Raw genomic sequence first — 18,423 nt, forward strand, 5'->3', positions numbered from 1 at the left:
ACAACGAAAGGGCTGCAACATGGCGAGTCTCTGGCTGTTCTTCCTGGCATTGGCGGTGGTCTATCTGTTGCCCGGCCCGGACATGATCCTGCTGCTGCAAACCGGCGCTCGGCAGGGACGCGGCGCGGCGCTGGCCACCGCTGTCGGTCTGGGCATCGCCCGTGGTTGTCACGTGGCCCTTGCGGCGTTGGGGCTGGCGGCGCTGTTCAAAGCGGCGCCGTGGACATTCGAGGTGGTGCGATTGGCGGGGGCAGCATATCTGCTGTGGATCGGCATTCAATGCCTGCGCAGCACCCTGCTGCCGAACCTGAATACCGGTGAAGCTGTCGACGCGCACGGGCAATGGCGCGAAGCCGTCCGACGCGGTTTGCTGACCAACCTGCTCAACCCCAAAGCGCTGCTGTTCTGCTCGGTGTTGCTGCCGCAGTTCATCGTCAATGACGGCGTGGCGGTGCTAAGCCAGTTCGCCGTGCTGGGCATGCTGCTTGTCGGTATCGGCCTGCTGTTCGACAGCGCCTACGCCCTCACCGGCGCCGCGCTGGGTCGTTGGCTGCAACACAGTCCAACGGCCCAACGCGTACAACAATGGTTGTTCGGCAGCTTGCTGATCGGTTTCGCCGTGCGCCTGACCTTCGTCCAGCAAGCTTAGCCTTTACGGACCTTGCGCTGGCGACGGCTGATCAACAGCAACGCAGCACCGGCGACCAGCACAACCGCGCCGATCTGCACCGGCCACTTGTACGGCCGCAGCGATGAACGCACGGCATCCGTGACCTGGGTGACGTAACGCTTGTCGGCGTTTTCGAAATCCGGGTACGGGCACTGATTGCCGAAATCCACCGCCCACGGGACAAACGGACCTTCCTTGATGTAACGCTGATACAGCGCGCTCTGATCTTCCAGGCTGCTGTTCCAGCCAGCGGCGTTGCACAGCACTGCGGCAAACGCCTGACTGGTGTGCGGCAGGTTGTCAGCGGCGCGCCCGGCCAGCGCGGTGGCGACGAAACGGTAGTGATAGCGCTGATCCGGTTTCGCTTCGCTGGCGACCTGACGTTGCACTTCGGCTTCGCTCACCAGCGGACCGACTTTCAGCTCGGTACTTTCCAGGCTGTAGTTGCCACCGAACGTGGCGTAGTCCGGCGCCATCTCGTAACCGAGAATATCCATGCCCCACTCGCGGGCTGTCCACGCCGCGTTGTACAAGGCACTGGCGCGCTTGGTCGGCCACCACGCGGCATCAGCCTTCAGCCGTTGTTCGCCGTAGAGTCGGGCCTTGTTTTGCAGGTCGGAATTGTCGAAATAAGCCACCGCGTCGGCGTAATGCCCTTCACGCAGCAAGCGTCGACCGAGCAGATTGCGCAGGCTGGCGGCGACCGGCAGCGGCACGTAGTTGTCACGCTCCTGCTGGGTCAACGCCGGCGGCGCCGGGACGTTGTCGTCGACGTATTTTTTCAATTCCTCGACCGTCAGCACTCGTTCGGCCACGGTCGCAGCGTCGAACCAATAGGTGCTGTTGCTGCGATACAACTGCACGAAGGCTTGCAGGTATTCGCCGCGCTGCAAGGCGAGAATCGCGCTTTCGCCCTCGACCCGGCACTTCGGCTGAACGGCTTCATACGCCCAGTCCGGGGTGCGCCGGTAACCCCAGTCTTCGCTCTGCGGGAAGGCCTGCGCGGCTTTCGAATAGGCGGCGGCCGCGGCATTTTTATCGCCGTCACGCACCGCCAGTTTCGCCCGTAGCCACCACGCCAATCCGCCGTCGCCGGCGTTCTCGAGAAAAGCCTTGGCCCCAGCGTAATCACCCTGTTGATAACTCATTGCCGCCAGACGATCAGCGTTGTCGAGGCTGCCACGGGTGCTGTTTTGCAGCAGCTTGACCAGTTTCTTCTCGTTCGGCGGCTCATCGCCAAACGACCAGCCTTGGCGGCTGACCAGCGATGCCGTGACCATTTGCTGCACGGCTTTGTGTTGCAGCAGCTCGGCCAGTTCGGCCTCGGGCAACTCCGCCAGTTCATTCATCAATTGCTTGAGCGAGGTGTAACCCACGGCCGAACCGTGCAGATTCTGTGCTTCATACAATTCGATGGCGCCGCTCCAGTCGCCTGCCGAGCGCAACACCCGCGCCTCTTCACCGAGGCTGGCAACACCCAACTCCAGCGGATCGCTGAAACCGTCGATGCTCAGTTGCCGGGCCTGGCGGAACGCATCACGCGATTGTTCCAGCGCCTCGACCCCATCCCCTCCTTCGCTGCTCATCGCAAACCAGGTACGGCCCAGCGAATACGCCGCCCACGTGCTGCGCAACGGACGCTGATCTGCCGGCAGCGCCAGCAGCTTGTTGAAATACGCGACCGCGAGTTGATGATCGCCTGTGGCAAACGCCACCGCACCGGCCACATACAAACGGATTTCCGTCGGCAGACTGGCGCCCTGCACCTCGACCTGACGCGCATCGGTCAGGCCACGCAGTTGTTTGACCAACGCTTGCTGCTCGGCGCTCAGTCCGGCCTGCTCGGCCTTCTCCCGTGCCTCGGCGGCCGCGTTTTCCTCGCCGTACATATCGTTCGGATTGTGCGTTGCCGCGGTGACATTCTTCAGCCCGGCGATGGCTTTGCCGAGGCGACTGAGTTCGAAGTTGAAGTTGCCCTCAGGCAGATCCGCGAGGGTTTGCCCGCGATTGTCGAGCAGGCGCATGGGGAAATCCGGTCCGCAGGCCAGCGCCGAACCCAGCGGCAGGCAGAGGCTCAGGCAGAGCAGATGGCGGGGCCAGTTACGGGTCAACATGCGAACCTCCTTGATCAATATTGGCGCAACGCGCCCAACCGATGGCGCGCTGCCCGCCCGCCGGCAAACGGCCGTCGCGCAGGCGGGTGAAGGTAAGCAGATCCGGGGCTTGTTGCAACGAGTAACCGGCGAGCGCATCGGCGCCTTCACAGCTTTGCGCCTTCAAGGTGATTTGCGCAGGCCAGGCACTGTCGAGGTTACCGGGGTTTTCGAGTTTGATGTCGTAGAGACCGTCGTGTTCGCTGAACGTCACGCCGAGCTGGCTGACGAGTTGATCACCCCGGGCCACCGCGCGCAGGGTGGTCAGGCTCCAGGCGCGGCGATCATTGGCCAGCGGCAAGCGAAACCAGATCAGCCCGGCCAGATGCGCCGGCGGGTCTTCGCGCAGGGTCTTGCCGAGTTGGCTCAACTGCAGCGGATCGGCGAGCAACTCCTGACGCTCACCGCCGCGCTCAAGTTGCACCTCGCTTTCCACCACCGGCGCCCCGCCGTCATCCGGCAACAGCGCGACACCGTAAGCCGGCAGCGCGAGATAAAAAGGTTTGTCGGTAATCCGTGCCCAGGCCTTGGCCCACTTCAACGCCTGATCAGGATCGAACAAACCCCGGCGTGGATCGCTGACGGCATGCACTTGCAGCACGCTGCTGTCGACGGTTTGCAGAAGTTCGGGCAATTGCACACTGCCGAGCCAGGCCGGTAGTGCCGTGATGCTCAAGGGCAGATTCGTCGGTAAGGCCGAGCGCAGATGTCTGAGAAATTCAGCATACGCCGGCAACCGCGCATTGCCCGCGTCGTGGTCGATTTCGACACCGCTCAGCGTCAGCCCTTGCGCCTGCCAATCGGCAAGCACCTGCAGAATCTGCTCGGTGACCTGATCCTGATCCAGCGACTTGAGTTGGCCGTCGAGACGAATCACGGCTATCAATGGACGGCCATCGGCTTTCAGTAAGTGCGCATCGATCCGCGCGCGGCTCCATCCGGCATTGGGAAAGGCTTGCAGTGCAAGGACGCGTAACGTCGAGAAATCCTGGCGACTGTCACGCAGCGCCGCCTCGTGGGCCGGCGTCCATTGGCGTTGCCAGATGTAGAGTTGTTGGTCGAGAGGGGGCGCGTCGTGTTGCTCGCAACCCGCGATAACGATGCCCAAAAACAGACCCACAATAAACCGCATACCTTCCAGCCCCCTGACAACACAAGGCTGCAAGGTTACACAAAAACCCTGTCGGAGCTGTCGAGTGAAACGAGGCTGCGATCTTTTGATCTTCTTTTTTCAGGATCAAGATCAAAAGATCGCCGCGTGCCGCAGCTACAGGGGTGCGGCGGGTTTACGGGCAATGATCACCTGGCTTTTCGCAACCACCGCATCCAGCGCCTGTTTGATCTGCGCGCCACGCGGCGAGTCCAGCACCGCTTGCCAGGTGTCGGCCCAGTGATTGAGCAGCGGATGATCCGGATTACTGAAATCGACCTTGGCTTCCCAGAACAGCAACATCCACATCGACCAGTAAAAACCGTATTGGCTGTGGCTGATGATCTCCAGCCCCGCTTCACTGACCATCGCCTTGAACTGGTCTTCGCTGATGATGCGAATGTGGTTGGGCTTCTGGAAATACTCGGCCGCGGCGATATCTTTTTGCAAATCTTCGGAGCTAGGGTGCGGCACGCTCAGCAAGTACAGGGCGCCTGGCTTGCCGACGCGTACCAGTTCGGCAAGGAACTGCGCCGGGTCGTCGACGTGCTCGATGACTTCCGTGGAGACCACACGCGTGGCCGTGCCGTCGGCAATCGGCAGCGGATTGCAGTCGGTGACGTGGCATTCGATGCCCCGCGCCGGGGTATCGCTGAGACGCTGACGGGTCGCTTCGACCTTCGCTCCGTCAATGTCGGCAATGATGATCTTCGCCCCACGCATGCCGCAGAAATGCACGTTGCCGCCATCACCGCAGCCGACGTCGAGCAGGGTGTCATCGGCGGTCACCGGAAAGTCTTTGAACAGCTCGCCGGTTTCCTGGTTGAACCAGCCACTGAGCATCGCATCGTGCAGGCCGAGCATGTACGGATCGGTCTTCTCGGCGACCGCCGCGACGGGCTGCGCGGCGGCCGGAGCAGGCGTGCCCGCCGTGAGTTTCTTCAAAAGGCTCAGCATGAGGTGGCTCCAGAGGATGGGATGGCGGTTCGGGACGTGCCGAGGCGTTTGACCAATGCTGCGCCACGGTTGCGCATCGGCATTTCGATAACGCGGTAATTCAGTTCACTGAGCAGCACGATCAGGCCGAACGCTAGCAACAGGGTGACGATCGGATGCCCGGCAGGGCTGGGCAAACCGGCGTTCTGCAAACGGAAGATCAGTTCACGCACCAGTTGATAGGCCGGAATGTGGATCAGGTACATGCCGTAGGATCGACTGCCGACCCACGCCAGCACACGCTGTACAGCACCGGCAGGCATCAGGTAGTCGCGGTTGTACGAAGCGATCCACACCAGCAAGGCGCCGAGTACGGCAATCGATCCGATGCGGTAAGGGGCAAAGGTGAAACGGTCGGTGGCCATGAAGCTCAACAGTGATCCGATGGCGATCAGCGCCGAAATGCCGGCCCACGGTCGACGCAGGAAGGTCGGCTCCCAGCGTTGATAACCCGGCTGCGCGCTCCACATCGCCAACAGCACGCCGAGGGCCAGCGCGTCGGTACGCACGACCATCAGCAACGGCGTGCGCACGCTCAGAATCTGCACCGCCACCAGCGCCAGCAATGCCCAGACCAGACGCCGGCGAAACAGCAGAATCAACAGCGGAAACAGCAGATAAAATTGCTCCTCCAGCGCCAGGCTCCAGTAAACGAAACTGCTGCCGTACTCGTAATGAAAGAAGCTGTCGGCAAAACGGAAGTTCGCGTACTGCAGCACCCCGGCCAGCGTCGCTTGCAGGTTGGCGCTCAACGTGCCAAACGCCCCGGAGCGATTGAGAAACACGCAGGCCAGCAGCATCAGCGCCAGCCACAACCAGGCCGACGGCAACAGGCGAAACGCCCGTCGCAACCAGAAATTGCGCGTTTGCTGCCAATATTCCCGGCGAGTCGTACAGCCTTGCAGCGTCGGAATCAGGCTACGGGCGATGACAAAACCGGAAATCGCGAAGAACAGATCGACGCCCCACCATGGCTGCGCCCAGCCATGAATCTTCTCCAGCAACGGCACCGGGTCGGTGAACAGGCTGCCCTGCAGGTGGTGGAACAGCACGCCCAGCACGGCAATGGCGCGCAGGACTTCAATGTCCATGATCCGTTTGCTGCTCATGCTTGGGGAGTTTCCATGGCCATGCAGCGCTGTTCGAACAACTGTGCGAGGAATACCTGCAGACGCTGTTCAGCCACGGCCTGACTGCAGAAACCTTGCAGGCTGCTGACGGCGTGTGCCGACATCTGTGCGTAACGCGCCGGATGGTTTTTCGCCACGTCGTAACTGGCTTTGTAGGCTGCACACAACGACGCCCAGTTGGTTACATAACGCAAGGTGCGAAAGGCCCGACGCGGGTCGTGCGGCCAGGCGGTCAGTTCGTCGGTGGACTCGATCAGAAAGGCATTGTCGGCGCTCAGGTAATCGATCATTGCCGTGGTGCGCGGCGCCACCGCCGGTTTGCCGCAGGACATGAACTCCATCAATGGCAAACACTGACCTTCGCCATACGAAGTGTTGACCACGTAACGGGTGGCCTGCACCAACCGCTCATAATCCGGATCGGCAAGGTAGCCATAGATCAACACGATGCGGCAGCGGTAGGACTGGTTTTTGTACAGGTGATGGAGGATGTCGCTGAGGGCTTCTTCGGCATCGTGGTGGGTCAGTTTCAGCACCAGCGTGGCATCTTCGACGTCGCGAAAACTCACACAGAAAGCGCTGAGCATGTCTTCCCAGTTCTTGCGCCCGTCGCCGGGGTTGAACACCGAGGTGTACACAACGCCGTCGAGCAATAGCTCCTGCTCGGCGACCGGCGCGGTGAAATCGATGCCGGGGCCACTGCGCAAATGGGCCGGGCCGAACGCATTCAGATCGAGCGTGCGACTGTCTGCTACCACGCCTTTGATTGTCAGGCGCAACGGCTCTTCCCGCGGTGCCCCATGCAACTGCGCGCCACGCGCTGCAAAGCGATCCCACACCGGCGCCGGCACCGCAATTATCGGGTAGTCATCCGCCATCGCTTCGCGCACGGCGTTCACCGTGTAACTCGAATGAGTGATCGCCGCGCCACAGGCAGCCAACACCGTGCGCCAATCGTTGCGCGGCTCACCGGCAAACGGCTCGTTGGGGATGGTGCTGAATTCCCACGCAAACACCGGCAATGTCGGACACGCCAGGTGTACCGAGGTGCGATGTGGCGGCGAGAACGACAGAAACACACACGGCTCGCCCCGGCTCAGGCACTCCAGGTACAGCGCATCGACCTCAACCTGCGGATCGAGCACTTCCACCACCCGCCCGAGTCGTTCGAGTACCGGACGGTATTCCTTGAGCACAAAGTAATAGCTGTACTCCGAACGCCCGAGGTTCTGCGCGATGGTGTGCTGGTTGGTTTCCGAGTGAATGATGATCAGCATGAGGCGTTATCCGTCACGGGCGCGGCATCGGCAGTCCTGGGTGCCAGCGCGAAAAAGTCCGCCATGCGTTTTTGCACCGGGGCGAACGCGCAGTAATCGTGCATGCGTTCGATGGCGGCCATGGACATCCGCTGATAGTCCTGAGGCTGGGTCCTGGCCATCCGATAGCTGTGTTCGTAGGCGTTTTTCAGCGAGCCCCAGTCCGGGCGATAACGCAATGTGCGGTAGATGATGCGGGTGTCCTGCGGCCAGATCGTCAGCTCTTCGCTGGACTTGACCACGAATGCCACCGCGTCATCGATGTAGTCTTCCATCGCCGTGTGATCGGGGGCGATCACCGGTGTGCCGCTGGACATGAACTCCATCAGTGGCAGGCACAGCCCTTCACAGCGTGAGGCGTTCACATAGAAACTCGCGGCCTGATACAACCTGGCATATTGCGCATTGTCGAGGTAACCGTGCATCACCACCACCCGACAGGCGAACGGCGTTAGCTGCGCGAGCAAGGTCATCAACTCGCTGTAATAGGACGCCAGATCGTTCTGGGTAATCTTCAACACAAGCGTCGCGTCGGACGTTTCGCGAAACGCCCAACAAAATGCGGTAATCAGTTGATGCCAGTTCTTGCGCCCGTCCTTGGGGTTGAACACGGTGACATACACCACACCGTCGACTGTGGTTTCGACCACCGATGTGGTGTCCGGCAAGTCCAGCGTCACTGGTTCGACTACGGGCACTGGCAGCGGCCCGCACACAGCCGGCAGGCGCTGTTCGAGCCAGCCGTGCAGCGTGTCAGGCACCAGATCGCGAATACCTTCCCAATACCAGTGATAGAGAAACTTCACCCGTGGCACCGGCTCTGCCTGCGCGTGTCCCAGATTCAGCGCCCATAGACGCAGGTAATGCCGGGCAATGACGAAGCGGCGTTTGAGGGTCAGCGGTGGCGGCCGCGCGGCTTCGATTTCGGCCGCCAGCGCGGCTTCCTCTTCAGGCGTGATCGGCGTCGGGATCAGCGCATCGGCGCAGAGGCCAAGGGTACGGGTATCGAAAATGCAGCCTTTTATCGCCAGCGACGTGCCTGGTTTGACCGGCAGACTGAGCGTCTGCTGACGAATCGCCGCGAAGTTTTCCCATAGCGGCGTGGGCAATACCAACACCGGGAAGTTTTCGCCCATGGCGCGACGAATGGCCCGGGCGGTGTGGCTCGACAGGGTGATAACCCGCCCATGGCGAGCGAGCATCTGCGTCCAGTCCTGACGCGGGTCGTTGTCCCATTGCTCGTCAGGAATCGAGTCGAACTCCCAGGCCACCACACACACCGTCGGGCATTCGAGGTCGACCGGGGTTTTCTGCGGTGGAGTGAACGACAGGAACAGGCTGTCTTCGCCGGCGGCAAGCAGTTGTCGATACAGCGGATCGACATCGGCGGTGGACGACACCACGTGCACATGCCCAAGGCTTTCCAGCACCGGGCGATAGGCCTTGAGCACGAAGTAATAACTGTATTCGGGACGCCCGAGACTCTGGCTGATGGAGCGGTCGTTGACGTCCGAGTAAAGAATGAAATTCATGGCATCCCACGATGAAGCTGCCGTCCTGGCAACCTCATGCTATGACGACCGGGCGCTGGTTCAAGTCGGCATCGCTGCTGCTTGTCCATCATCCTCGGGAACGTCTTCGTTTTTGTTTTAGTGGTCAGTTTCACCCCGTTGCGCTACGCCCACGGCGAACCTTGGGAATAGCGACGAGGGCCATTCTAAACACATCCATCAACGATCCGGGAACCGCCGGACGGGAATAAATCGGACTACGCTAACGAGAACTGACCGGTCACGGTTTGGCCTGTTGAAATTGCTGAGTAATTGGCACAGATTGGTAACAAACAACTACAACAACTGACTTCGCCTGTCTTTCACCCGGTTTTTCCTACGGTCTGACAGACCTCTCCTTAAAGCCTGTGAGAAAGTGGCGCAAGTTCAAGACTAAGGGGTCGCTGTTTGAAAAAGCGTCTGTTCGTCACGGGTCTCAGTGGATTCGTTGGACAACATATTCAGTCATGTTTGGCCTCGCCTGACTCAGCGTGGGAACTGCTGCCTGCAGCTTCACGTTACGACCTGACGGATCCGGACAGCCTTGTCGACCAGTGGCCGCAAATGCCTGACGCGGTCATGCATCTGGCCGGCCAGACTTTCGTCCCCGAAGCCTTCCGCGACCCGGCACGTACCTTCGACATCAATCTGCTCGGCACCCTCAATCTGTTGCAGGCTCTTAAGGCCCGTGGTTTTCAGGGCACCTTCCTGTACGTCAGCTCCGGCGACGTTTACGGCCAGGTCAGCGAAAGCGATCTGCCGATCACCGAACGACAAGCGCCCTGCCCGCGCAATCCGTATGCGGTGAGCAAACTCTCGGCCGAGTTTCTCAGCCTGCAATGGGGTTTGAGTGAGGGCTGGCCGGTACTCGTCGCACGGCCGTTCAACCACATTGGCACAGGGCAAAAAGAAAGTTTCGTCATCGCCAGTGCCGCCCGCCAGATCAATCGCATCAAACAGGGCCTGCAAGCCCCGCAGCTAGAAGTCGGCGATATCGACGTGACGCGAGATTTTCTCGATGTCGGCGATGTGATCTCGGCCTATCTCGCGCTGCTGGAAAAAGGCACACCCGGCCAGGTCTACAACATCTGCTCGGGTCGTGAGCAAAGCATCCGCAGCCTGATCGAGCAACTCGGCGACCTGGCCGAAGTGGAGATGCAACTGGTGCAAGACCCCGCGCGCATACGCCGCGCCGATCAGCGTCGCGTTTGCGGCAGCCACGCAAAACTGGCCAAAGCCACCGGATGGTCGCCAGCCATCACCACACAACAATCCCTGCGGACGATCCTGTCCGACTGGGAGACGCGAGTACGACAAGAATGACAAAAAGTGCACTCATCACAGGGATCACCGGCCAGGACGGCGCGTATCTGGCCAAGTTGCTGCTCGACAAGGGCTATAAGGTTCACGGCCTCGTTGCACGACGCAGCAGCGACTCGCGCTGGCGTCTGCGCGAAATGGGCGTCGAAGCCGACATCGTCTATTTGGACGGTGACATGGCCGATGCCTGTTCGGTACAGCGAGCAGTCATTCAATCAGCGCCGGACGAGGTCTATAACCTCGCCGCGCAGAGCTTTGTCGCCGCGTCGTGGAGTCAACCGGTGACCACCGGCATCGTCGATGGCCTGGGCGTTACCCACCTGCTCGAAGCGATCCGCCAGTTCAGCCCGCACACCCGGTTCTATCAAGCCTCGACCAGCGAAATGTTCGGTCTGATCCAGGCCGAGCAACAGGATGAAAACACGCCGTTCTATCCGCGCAGCCCTTACGGAGTGGCCAAACTCTACGGTCACTGGATCACCGTCAACTACCGCGAAAGTTTCAACCTGCACGCCAACAGCGGCATCCTCTTCAACCACGAATCGCCGCTGCGCGGCATCGAGTTCGTCACCCGCAAGGTCACCGATGCCGCCGCACGCATCAAGCAAGGCAAACAGCAGGAGCTGGCCCTGGGCAACATCGATGCGAAACGCGATTGGGGTTTTGCCGGTGACTACGTCGAAGCCATGTGGCTGATGCTGCAACAGGACAAACCTGACGACTTCGTGGTGGCCACTGGTGTCACCACCACCGTGCGGGAAATGTGCCGCATCGCCTTCGATCACGTCGGCCTCAACTACCGCGATTACGTGAAGATCGACCCGGCGTTCTTCCGCCCCGCCGAAGTCGAAGTGCTGCTCGGCAATCCGGCCAAGGCTCAGCGCGTGCTGGGCTGGAAGCCGAAAACAGACCTGGATACCTTGATCCGCATGATGATGGATGCGGACATGAAACGCGTCGCCAAGGAGTAGGCCATGCTGATTCCCGTGATTTTGTCCGGCGGTGCAGGCACCCGTTTGTGGCCGGTGTCCCGCGAGGGCCATCCCAAGCCGTTCATGACCCTGCCCGACGGCCAGTCGTTGCTGGGCAAGACCTACCGGCGTGCGGCAGCGTTGCTCGACGGCTGGGGTGATATCGTCACGGTGACCAACCGCGAGTACTACTTCCAGAGCAAGGATCATTATTGCGCCGCACATGTCTCGCGTCATCGCGGGCATTTCCTGCTGGAGCCGAGCGGGCGCAACACGGCGCCGGCCATTGCTGCTGCCGCGTTGTCGCTACAGGCGCTGCACGGTGACGACGCGATCATGGTGGTGATGCCCGCCGATCATTTGATCGTCAATCAGGACGCGCTGAAGACGGCGGTCGAGCACGCGATCAATCTGGCCAAAGACGGTTATCTGGTGACCTTCGGCGTAATCCCGACGGCGCCGGAAACCGGCTTCGGCTACATCGAAACCGGTGCCCCGCTGGACGCCAGAGGCGCGGCGAAAGTGCAGCGCTTCGTCGAGAAACCCGACCTGCAAACTGCCACGCATTATCTGGAGAGCGGCAACTTCCTGTGGAATTCGGGGATGTTCTGCTTCACCACCGCGACCTTGATTGCTGAACTGCAATTGCACGCGCCCGAGTTGCTGGAGCAGACCCGCGCCTGCATAGATGTCAGCGCGCCGATTGAAACCGTCGGCTGCCTGCAACAGGAACTGTCGCCGGCACTGTTCGCGGAAATCACTGACATCTCGATCGACTACGCACTGATGGAGCGCTCGGAAAAAGTGGTGGTCGTGCCCGCCGGTTTCGACTGGAGCGACATCGGTTCGTGGGGCGCCGTCGCGGCCCTGGTACCGGCCGATGCCGACAACAACCGCGCCAGCGGTGAAGCGATCTTTATCGACAGCCATAACAACTTTGTCCAGAGCGATGGCCGGCTGGTAGCAACAGTGGGTGTGGATAACCTGATCGTGGTCGATACTGCTGACGCCGTGCTGGTAGCCCACGCCGACCGTGCGCAAGACGTACGCCGCGTGGCCAAGCAACTCAAGGACAAATCCCACGAAGCCTATCGGTTGCATCGTACCGTCAGCCGCCCGTGGGGTACTTACACGGTTCTCGAAGAAGGTCCGCGCTTCAAGATCAAGCGCATCGTGGTCAAGCCTGGCGGCAAGTTGTCGCTGCAAATGCACCATCACCGCAACGAACACTGGGTGGTGGTCGAAGGCATGGCCAAGGTCACCAACAACGGCTCCGGCACGACGCTGGTGGCCAAGAACGAATCGACCTTCATCGCCGCCGGCCACAAGCATCGTCTGGAAAACCCTGGGGTGATCGATCTGGTGATCATCGAAGTGCAAAGCGGCGAATACCTGGGAGAGGACGACATCGTCCGCTTCGAAGACCAATACGGCAGGACGGTTTAAATGCTGCTTTCCCTGTATCGCTCGTTGCATGGCTACCGGGGTTTCATCCTCGGCAGCGTGCAGCGAGAGTTTCAAGCGCGATACCGCAATTCGCTGTTCGGCGCCTTGTGGCCGATTTTCAATCCGCTGTCGATGATCATTGTTTACACCGTGATCTTTTCCCACATCATGCGCGCCCGCTTGCCGGGTGTGGATGACAGCATGGCCTACAGTGTTTACCTCTGCGCCGGGTTGCTGGCGTGGGGACTGTTTTCCGAAATCACCCTGCGCAGCCAGAACATGTTTCTGGAAAACGCCAACCTGCTGAAGAAAATCAGTTTCCCGCGTATCTGTCTGCCAGTGATTGTGCTGTGCAATGCCGGGATCAATTTCGCGATCATCATCAGTCTGTTTCTCGGCTTTCTGCTGATCACCGGGCGCTGGCCGGGCATGGCGCTGCTGGCGCTGATTCCATTGATCGCCCTGCAAATGATGTTCTGCGCCGGGTTAGGCATGGTGCTCGGCGTATTGAACGTGTTCTTCCGCGATGTCGGCCAGCTCTTCGGCATCTGCTTGCAATTCTGGTTCTGGCTGACGCCGATCGTTTACCCGATCACGATCCTGCCGGAATGGGTGCAGCGCCTGTTGCAACTCAATCCGCTGACCAACCTGTTCAGCAGTTATCAGAACCTGTTTCTCTACGGACAGTGGCCGGTCTGGAGCTCGCTGCTGCCGATCTTCGTTACGGGCGTGCTGTTTTGTCTGATCGGTCTGCGGCTGTTTCGCCAACGCGTTGGCGAAATGGTGGATGAACTCTGATGGGGCATATTCGCGTCACCGGCCTGAGCAAGGCCTACAAACAATATCCCAACCGCTGGAGCCGACTGGCTGAGTGGCTGATTCCGTTTTCGCCAATCCGCCACCACCAACACTGGGTGCTGCAGGACGTCGAATTCGAAATCGCCCCCGGTGAAGCGGTGGGCATCGTCGGTGCCAACGGCGCGGGCAAAAGCACCCTGCTGAAGATGATCACCGGCACCACCCAACCCACCACCGGCAAGATCGAACTGCAAGGCCGCGTGGCCGCGCTGCTGGAACTGGGCATGGGGTTCCACCCGGATTTCACCGGTCGCCAGAACGCAATCATGGCCGGTCAGTTGCTGGGCATGCAGCTCGAAGAAATCGAAGCACTGATGCCCGAGATCGAGCATTTCGCCGAGATTGGCGACGCCATCGACCATCCGGTACGCACTTACTCCAGCGGCATGCAGATGCGCCTGGCGTTCAGCGTTGCCACAGCCCGGCGCCCGGACATTCTTATCGTCGACGAGGCACTGTCGGTGGGCGACGCCTACTTCCAGCACAAAAGCTTCGAACGCATCCGCAGTTTCCGCAAATCCGGCACCACGCTGCTAATCGTGTCCCACGACCGCTCGGCGATTCAGTCGATCTGCGACTCGGCCATCCTGCTCAAGGACGGCCGCATGGCCATGTACGGCAAACCGGAACCGGTGCTCGACTACTACAACGCGCTGATGGCCGAACGCGAAGGCCAGATCGTCCGTCAGGAAATGCTCGCCGGCGGCGAAGTGCAAACGATATCAGGCACCGGCGAAGCGGCGATTCTCGGCGTGCGCCTGCTCGATGAAAACGATCGCAGCATCGATGCCGCCGAAGTCGGTCAGCCGGTGGTACTCGAAGTCAAAGTCGAAGTGCACAAGGACATCGAACGACTGGTGCTGGGCTTTATCCTCAAGGATCGTCTGGGCCAGATGATGTACGGCATCAACACCCATCGCCTCGACAAGGCATTGACCGACCTGCACGCCGGCGAGCGCTTTACCTACCGCTTCTCGTTCATCATGGGTTTGGGCAAAGGCAATTATTCCGTGTCGCTGAGCCTGTCGCGTCTGGACTCGCACCTCGATCGCAATTTCGAATGGCGCGACTACGGGTTGGTGTTCCACGTGATCAACAACCGTCAGGAAGATTTCGTTGGCTGCTCATGGCTCGGCGCCAAGACCACCATCACTCGCGACATCGAGGCCCGGCACGTGGAGCGTGCGCCATGACCCGCTTGCTGGTCGAATGCACCCATGTGTTCAAACACCCGGCCATCAATTCGGGTATTCAGCGGGTGGTGCGCAACGTCATCAAGCAACTGCCCGCCAGCGCCGCAGGTGTGGAGTGCATGCCGGTGGTGGTGCTCAATGGCAAACTCTATCGCGTATTGCAACTGGCATCGCTCGATACGCCTTTTTTCAACGCGCTGGAAACCTTCGGTGGACGCCTGGAGCGCCTCGCCCATCGCGTCTGGCAATGGCACCAGCGGCGTGACGCCCAATGCACCTCGAAGCTGGCGCGACGAATTTTGTATGTCGGATACCGGCTCACCATCTTCGGCGCATTCGGCCTGCCGATCCGCCTGATCCGAAGAATCAACCGCAGGCAATTGCTCAAGCGTTGTTCACCACTGCAACATCAGCCGGGCGATCAATTGATGCTGCTGGATTCATCCTGGCACTCGGATTTTTTTGCCCACGTCGAGCGACTGAAACGCGACGGCGTCGGCATGATTGCGGTGATCTACGACCTGATCCCGCTGACTCACCCACAGTTTTACGATACGCGTCTGGTCGAGGTCTTCAGCGAATGGTTCGACTGGATCACCCGCACAGCGGATGGCTACATGGCGATTTCCGCCACGGTGCGCGATCAAGTGCATGAAGAGATGCAGCGCAGAATCGGTGCCGAGCAGACCAATAAACGCTGGTTCGATTTCTTTCACTTGGGTTCCGAACTGGATCTGCACAACGACCAGGCCACGGTTGATCCACGCCTAAGACAATTGTTCACGACAACAGACCCGGTTTACCTGATGGTCAGCACCATCGAGCCGCGCAAGAATCATGCGTATCTGCTCGATGCCTTCGAGCGCGCCTGGGCCACAGGCTCGACGGCCCGGCTGTGCATCGCCGGGCGGGTCGGCTGGAAATGCGACACCCTCCTCGCCCGGGTGCGCAATCATCCCGAGCTGAACCAGCGTCTGTTCATGTTCAACGACCTCAGTGACACCAGCCTTGAACACGCCTACGCCCACGCCAGTGCGCTGGTGTTTCCCTCGTTCGTCGAAGGCTTTGGTCTGCCCCTGGTGGAAGCCATGCAGCGTGGCTTGCCGGCGATGGGCAGTGATATCGCGGTGTTCCGCGAAATCGGCGGCGAGTTCATGGCGTACTTTGATCTGCAGGATCCGCAAAGCCTTGCCGACCTGATCAACCAATTCCAGCGCAGCGGCCAGTTCCCCGCTGCACGCGATGTCGCGGACTGGCAGTGGATCGGCTGGCGCGAAGCCAGTCTGCAACTGGCCGAACGCAGCGTGCGTAACGTTCTGCAAGCGCCGGCGGCGCCAGCGAGGCTGCATGCGCATTGCCCTTAACGCACGAATTCTCCAGGCGCCACGTACCGGCATCGGCCACTACGTCGCCGAACTGGTCAACGCCTTGCGCAGCGAGCCTGATATGGATGTGACGTTATTCCATGGCTGGGGCTGGAGTTCGGCGCTGCCGGAAGCGGCCATGCCCGGTTACTCGCGTCTGACGCCACTGCTGCGGCAAATCCCCGGTGCCTATCAGGCGCGCCGCTGGTTGGAGCAGAAACGCTTCGATCAGGGGCGCGCGCAAGGTATCGACCTCTATCACGAGCCAAGTCTGTGGCCGCTGGCCTTCGACGGCCCGACCGTAATCACCCTCCACGACCTGACACACCTGCATTTCCCCGAGACCCAGCCCCCGGCGCGGCTCAAGGAAATCGAGCGTCGATTGGCTCAGGGTGTGCAACAGGCGCAGGTGATTCTCACCGACTCGCAAGCCATTGCTGAGGAAGCTCAAGCTTATTTCGGCCTGCCTGCCGAGCGTTTTGTGGTGGCGCCACTGGGCGTCGCCGAGCGCTTTCATCCACGCGAGGCGAGCACCATTGACGCGGTGCTCAAGGCGCACGCGGTCGAGGCGCGGGAATATTTCCTGAGTGTGGGCACGCTGGAGCCGCGCAAGAATCTTGGCCTGGCCCTACGTGCCCATGCCCTGTTGCCGGAGGCTGTGCGCCAGCGCTTTCCGCTGTTGATCGTCGGTATGGCCGGGTGGGAGCGCGAACAGTTCAGCGACCCCTTGCGTCAGGCACTGGCCAGCGGGCACGTGTGCCTGCTCGGTTATCTGCCCGATGAACAGGTCGCGCAACTGCTGGCCGGCGCCCGGGCGCTGATTTTTCCATCACTGTATGAAGGTTTTGGTCTGCCGGTATTGGAGGCCATGGCCAGCGGCACACCGGTGGTGCTCACGCGTTCTTCAGCGATGCCGGAAGTCGCGGGCGCGGCGGGCAACTATATTGAAGCTGACGATGCAGAAGGCCTGCGTGACGCGCTGAGCCGACTGATCGACGATCAAGCGCATTGGCAGGCATGCCAAGAAGCCGGGTTACAGCAGTCACGGCTTTTTTCCTGGGAGCGTTGTGCACAGGCCACAGCCAGTGCCTACCGCCAGGCCATGGGAGGTTGAATGCGAGTTCTTCATTTTTTCAAGACGTACCTGCCTGACTCCGTCGGCGGCATTGAGCAAGTGATCTTCCAGCTCTGCGAGAGCGGCGCCCAGCACGGCATCGATGGCCAGGTGCTGACATTAAGCGCTGACCCGACACCGGCCGTGGTGCAACTCGGTCAGCACGAAGTGCACCGGGCCAAACTCGATATTCAATTCGCCTCCACCGGTTTTTCCTGGAGTGTGTTCAAACAGTTTCGCGAGCTGGCCGCCGAGGCCGACGTGGTCAATTACCACTTCCCGTGGCCGTTCATGGACATGGTGCATTTCGCCAGTGCGATGAATAAACCAAGCGTGGTGACCTACCATTCGGACATCATTCGCCAAAAGCACCTGCTCAAACTCTATCGCCCGTTGATGAATCGCTTCCTCGCCAGCGCCGACCGCATCGTTGCCGCTTCACCGAACTACCTGCACACCAGCGATGTGCTGCAGCAGTTCCAGGACAAGACCCGAGTGATTCCCTACGGTTTGAACAAGGCCGGTTATCCACAGCCGGATACCGAACGAATGAATCGCTGGCGCCAGCAGCTTGGGGATAAGTTTTTTCTGTTTGTCGGCGTGATGCGTTACTACAAAGGCCTGCACATTTTGCTTGAGGCCCTGAAAGACGTGGACTATCCCGTGGTCATTGTCGGCGCCGGGCCTCTGGAACTGGAACTGCACGCTCAGGCTCGGGCGCTGGGCCTGCGCAACATTCATTTCCTCGGGCGCCTGGGTGACGAAGACAAAGTCGCACTGCTGCAACTGAGCTACGCCATCGTCTTCCCTTCGCACCTGCGCTCGGAAGCTTTCGGCATCTCCCTGCTGGAAGGTGCGATGTACGGCAAGCCGATGATTTCCAGCGAGATCGGCACTGGCACCAGCTACATCAATATCCACAACGAAACCGGGCTGGTGGTCCCGCCCAGTCATCCGCAGGCGTTTCGCGAGGCAATGCGCACGCTGTGGGAAGACCCGGTGCGTGCCGCAACGATGGGGGTGAAAGCCGAAGCGCGTTACCGTCAGTTATTCACAGCCGATGACATGGGCCGCAAGTGGACAGAGCTGTATCAGGAATTGCTGGAAGAGAAATCCCTGTCTTACGCTTAATGCTATTCAACACAGATTCATTGTAGGAGTGAGCCTGCTCGCGATAGCGGTCTGTCAGCAA

The 18,423-nt window shown here is 60.5% G+C and carries 15 protein-coding genes; 9 read left to right on the forward strand and 6 right to left on the reverse strand.

Features of this window, described 5'->3' with window-relative positions; translation table 11 throughout:
* Positions 1 to 19 precede the first annotated feature (19 nt).
* A complete protein-coding gene (locus AB4N74_RS23730; RefSeq protein WP_093429574.1) occupies positions 20 to 649 on the forward strand; it encodes a LysE family translocator in 630 nt (209 codons plus the stop codon).
* Here the strand turns inward: AB4N74_RS23730 and AB4N74_RS23735 are convergent.
* The 6 genes from AB4N74_RS23735 to AB4N74_RS23760 all read right to left on the reverse strand — a co-directional run bounded on the left by AB4N74_RS23735 (position 646) and on the right by AB4N74_RS23760 (position 8,947).
* Positions 646 to 2,784, reverse strand: coding sequence for a hypothetical protein (locus AB4N74_RS23735; protein WP_320336100.1), 2,139 nt, complete (start codon positions 2,782 to 2,784; stop codon positions 646 to 648). The genes AB4N74_RS23730 and AB4N74_RS23735 overlap by 4 nt on opposite strands.
* Positions 2,771 to 3,955 (reverse strand): DUF3142 domain-containing protein, encoded by a 1,185-nt coding sequence (locus tag AB4N74_RS23740; protein ID WP_460097388.1) that lies wholly within the window; start codon positions 3,953 to 3,955, stop codon positions 2,771 to 2,773. The genes AB4N74_RS23735 and AB4N74_RS23740 overlap by 14 nt, the downstream gene beginning before the upstream one ends.
* Positions 3,956 to 4,090: 135 nt before the next feature.
* Positions 4,091 to 4,930 carry a class I SAM-dependent methyltransferase gene (locus tag AB4N74_RS23745; RefSeq protein ID WP_093429571.1) on the reverse strand — a complete coding sequence of 280 codons (840 nt, stop codon included), beginning with the start codon at positions 4,928 to 4,930 and terminating at the stop codon, positions 4,091 to 4,093.
* Entirely contained in the window at positions 4,924 to 6,078 is a 1,155-nt protein-coding gene (locus AB4N74_RS23750; RefSeq protein ID WP_460097390.1) for an acyltransferase family protein, read from the reverse strand. Before AB4N74_RS23750 ends, AB4N74_RS23745 begins: the two co-directional genes overlap by 7 nt.
* Positions 6,075 to 7,376: a glycosyltransferase gene (locus AB4N74_RS23755; protein WP_320336097.1), complete on the reverse strand. Its 1,302-nt coding sequence runs from the start codon at positions 7,374 to 7,376 to the stop codon at positions 6,075 to 6,077. Before AB4N74_RS23755 ends, AB4N74_RS23750 begins: the two co-directional genes overlap by 4 nt.
* Complete coding sequence (locus AB4N74_RS23760) at positions 7,370 to 8,947, reverse strand: glycosyltransferase (protein WP_320336096.1); 1,578 nt, start codon at positions 8,945 to 8,947, stop codon at positions 7,370 to 7,372. The genes AB4N74_RS23755 and AB4N74_RS23760 overlap by 7 nt, the downstream gene beginning before the upstream one ends.
* 426 nt (positions 8,948 to 9,373) lie before the next feature.
* Here AB4N74_RS23760 and AB4N74_RS23765 point away from each other — a divergent pair, with 426 nt between their 5' ends.
* Genes AB4N74_RS23765 through AB4N74_RS23800 form a run of 8 tightly spaced genes read left to right on the forward strand, consistent with a single transcriptional unit; the run spans position 9,374 to position 18,362 of the window.
* Positions 9,374 to 10,288 carry a GDP-mannose 4,6-dehydratase gene (locus AB4N74_RS23765; RefSeq protein ID WP_320336095.1) on the forward strand — a complete coding sequence of 305 codons (915 nt, stop codon included), beginning with the start codon at positions 9,374 to 9,376 and terminating at the stop codon, positions 10,286 to 10,288.
* Positions 10,285 to 11,256, forward strand: a complete 972-nt coding sequence (gmd, locus tag AB4N74_RS23770; protein WP_093429566.1) for a GDP-mannose 4,6-dehydratase — start codon at positions 10,285 to 10,287, stop codon at positions 11,254 to 11,256. Before AB4N74_RS23765 ends, gmd begins: the two co-directional genes overlap by 4 nt.
* Positions 11,257 to 11,259: 3 nt before the next feature.
* Positions 11,260 to 12,702, forward strand: a complete 1,443-nt coding sequence (locus AB4N74_RS23775; protein ID WP_460097392.1) for a mannose-1-phosphate guanylyltransferase/mannose-6-phosphate isomerase — start codon at positions 11,260 to 11,262, stop codon at positions 12,700 to 12,702.
* Positions 12,703 to 13,500 (forward strand): ABC transporter permease, encoded by a 798-nt coding sequence (locus tag AB4N74_RS23780; protein ID WP_093429564.1) that lies wholly within the window; start codon positions 12,703 to 12,705, stop codon positions 13,498 to 13,500. It begins immediately after the preceding gene.
* Positions 13,500 to 14,753: an ABC transporter ATP-binding protein gene (locus AB4N74_RS23785; protein WP_320336093.1), complete on the forward strand. Its 1,254-nt coding sequence runs from the start codon at positions 13,500 to 13,502 to the stop codon at positions 14,751 to 14,753. Before AB4N74_RS23780 ends, AB4N74_RS23785 begins: the two co-directional genes overlap by 1 nt.
* Positions 14,750 to 16,117 carry a glycosyltransferase family 4 protein gene (locus AB4N74_RS23790; RefSeq protein ID WP_460097394.1) on the forward strand — a complete coding sequence of 456 codons (1,368 nt, stop codon included), beginning with the start codon at positions 14,750 to 14,752 and terminating at the stop codon, positions 16,115 to 16,117. The genes AB4N74_RS23785 and AB4N74_RS23790 overlap by 4 nt, the downstream gene beginning before the upstream one ends.
* A complete protein-coding gene (locus AB4N74_RS23795; protein WP_093429561.1) occupies positions 16,101 to 17,231 on the forward strand; it encodes a glycosyltransferase family 4 protein in 1,131 nt (376 codons plus the stop codon). The genes AB4N74_RS23790 and AB4N74_RS23795 overlap by 17 nt, the downstream gene beginning before the upstream one ends.
* Positions 17,232 to 18,362 carry a glycosyltransferase family 4 protein gene (locus tag AB4N74_RS23800; RefSeq protein WP_460097396.1) on the forward strand — a complete coding sequence of 377 codons (1,131 nt, stop codon included), beginning with the start codon at positions 17,232 to 17,234 and terminating at the stop codon, positions 18,360 to 18,362. It begins immediately after the preceding gene.
* The last annotated feature ends 61 nt before the right edge of the window (positions 18,363 to 18,423 follow it).

It is taken from the genome of Pseudomonas sp. H3_C08 (genome assembly GCF_054669455.1).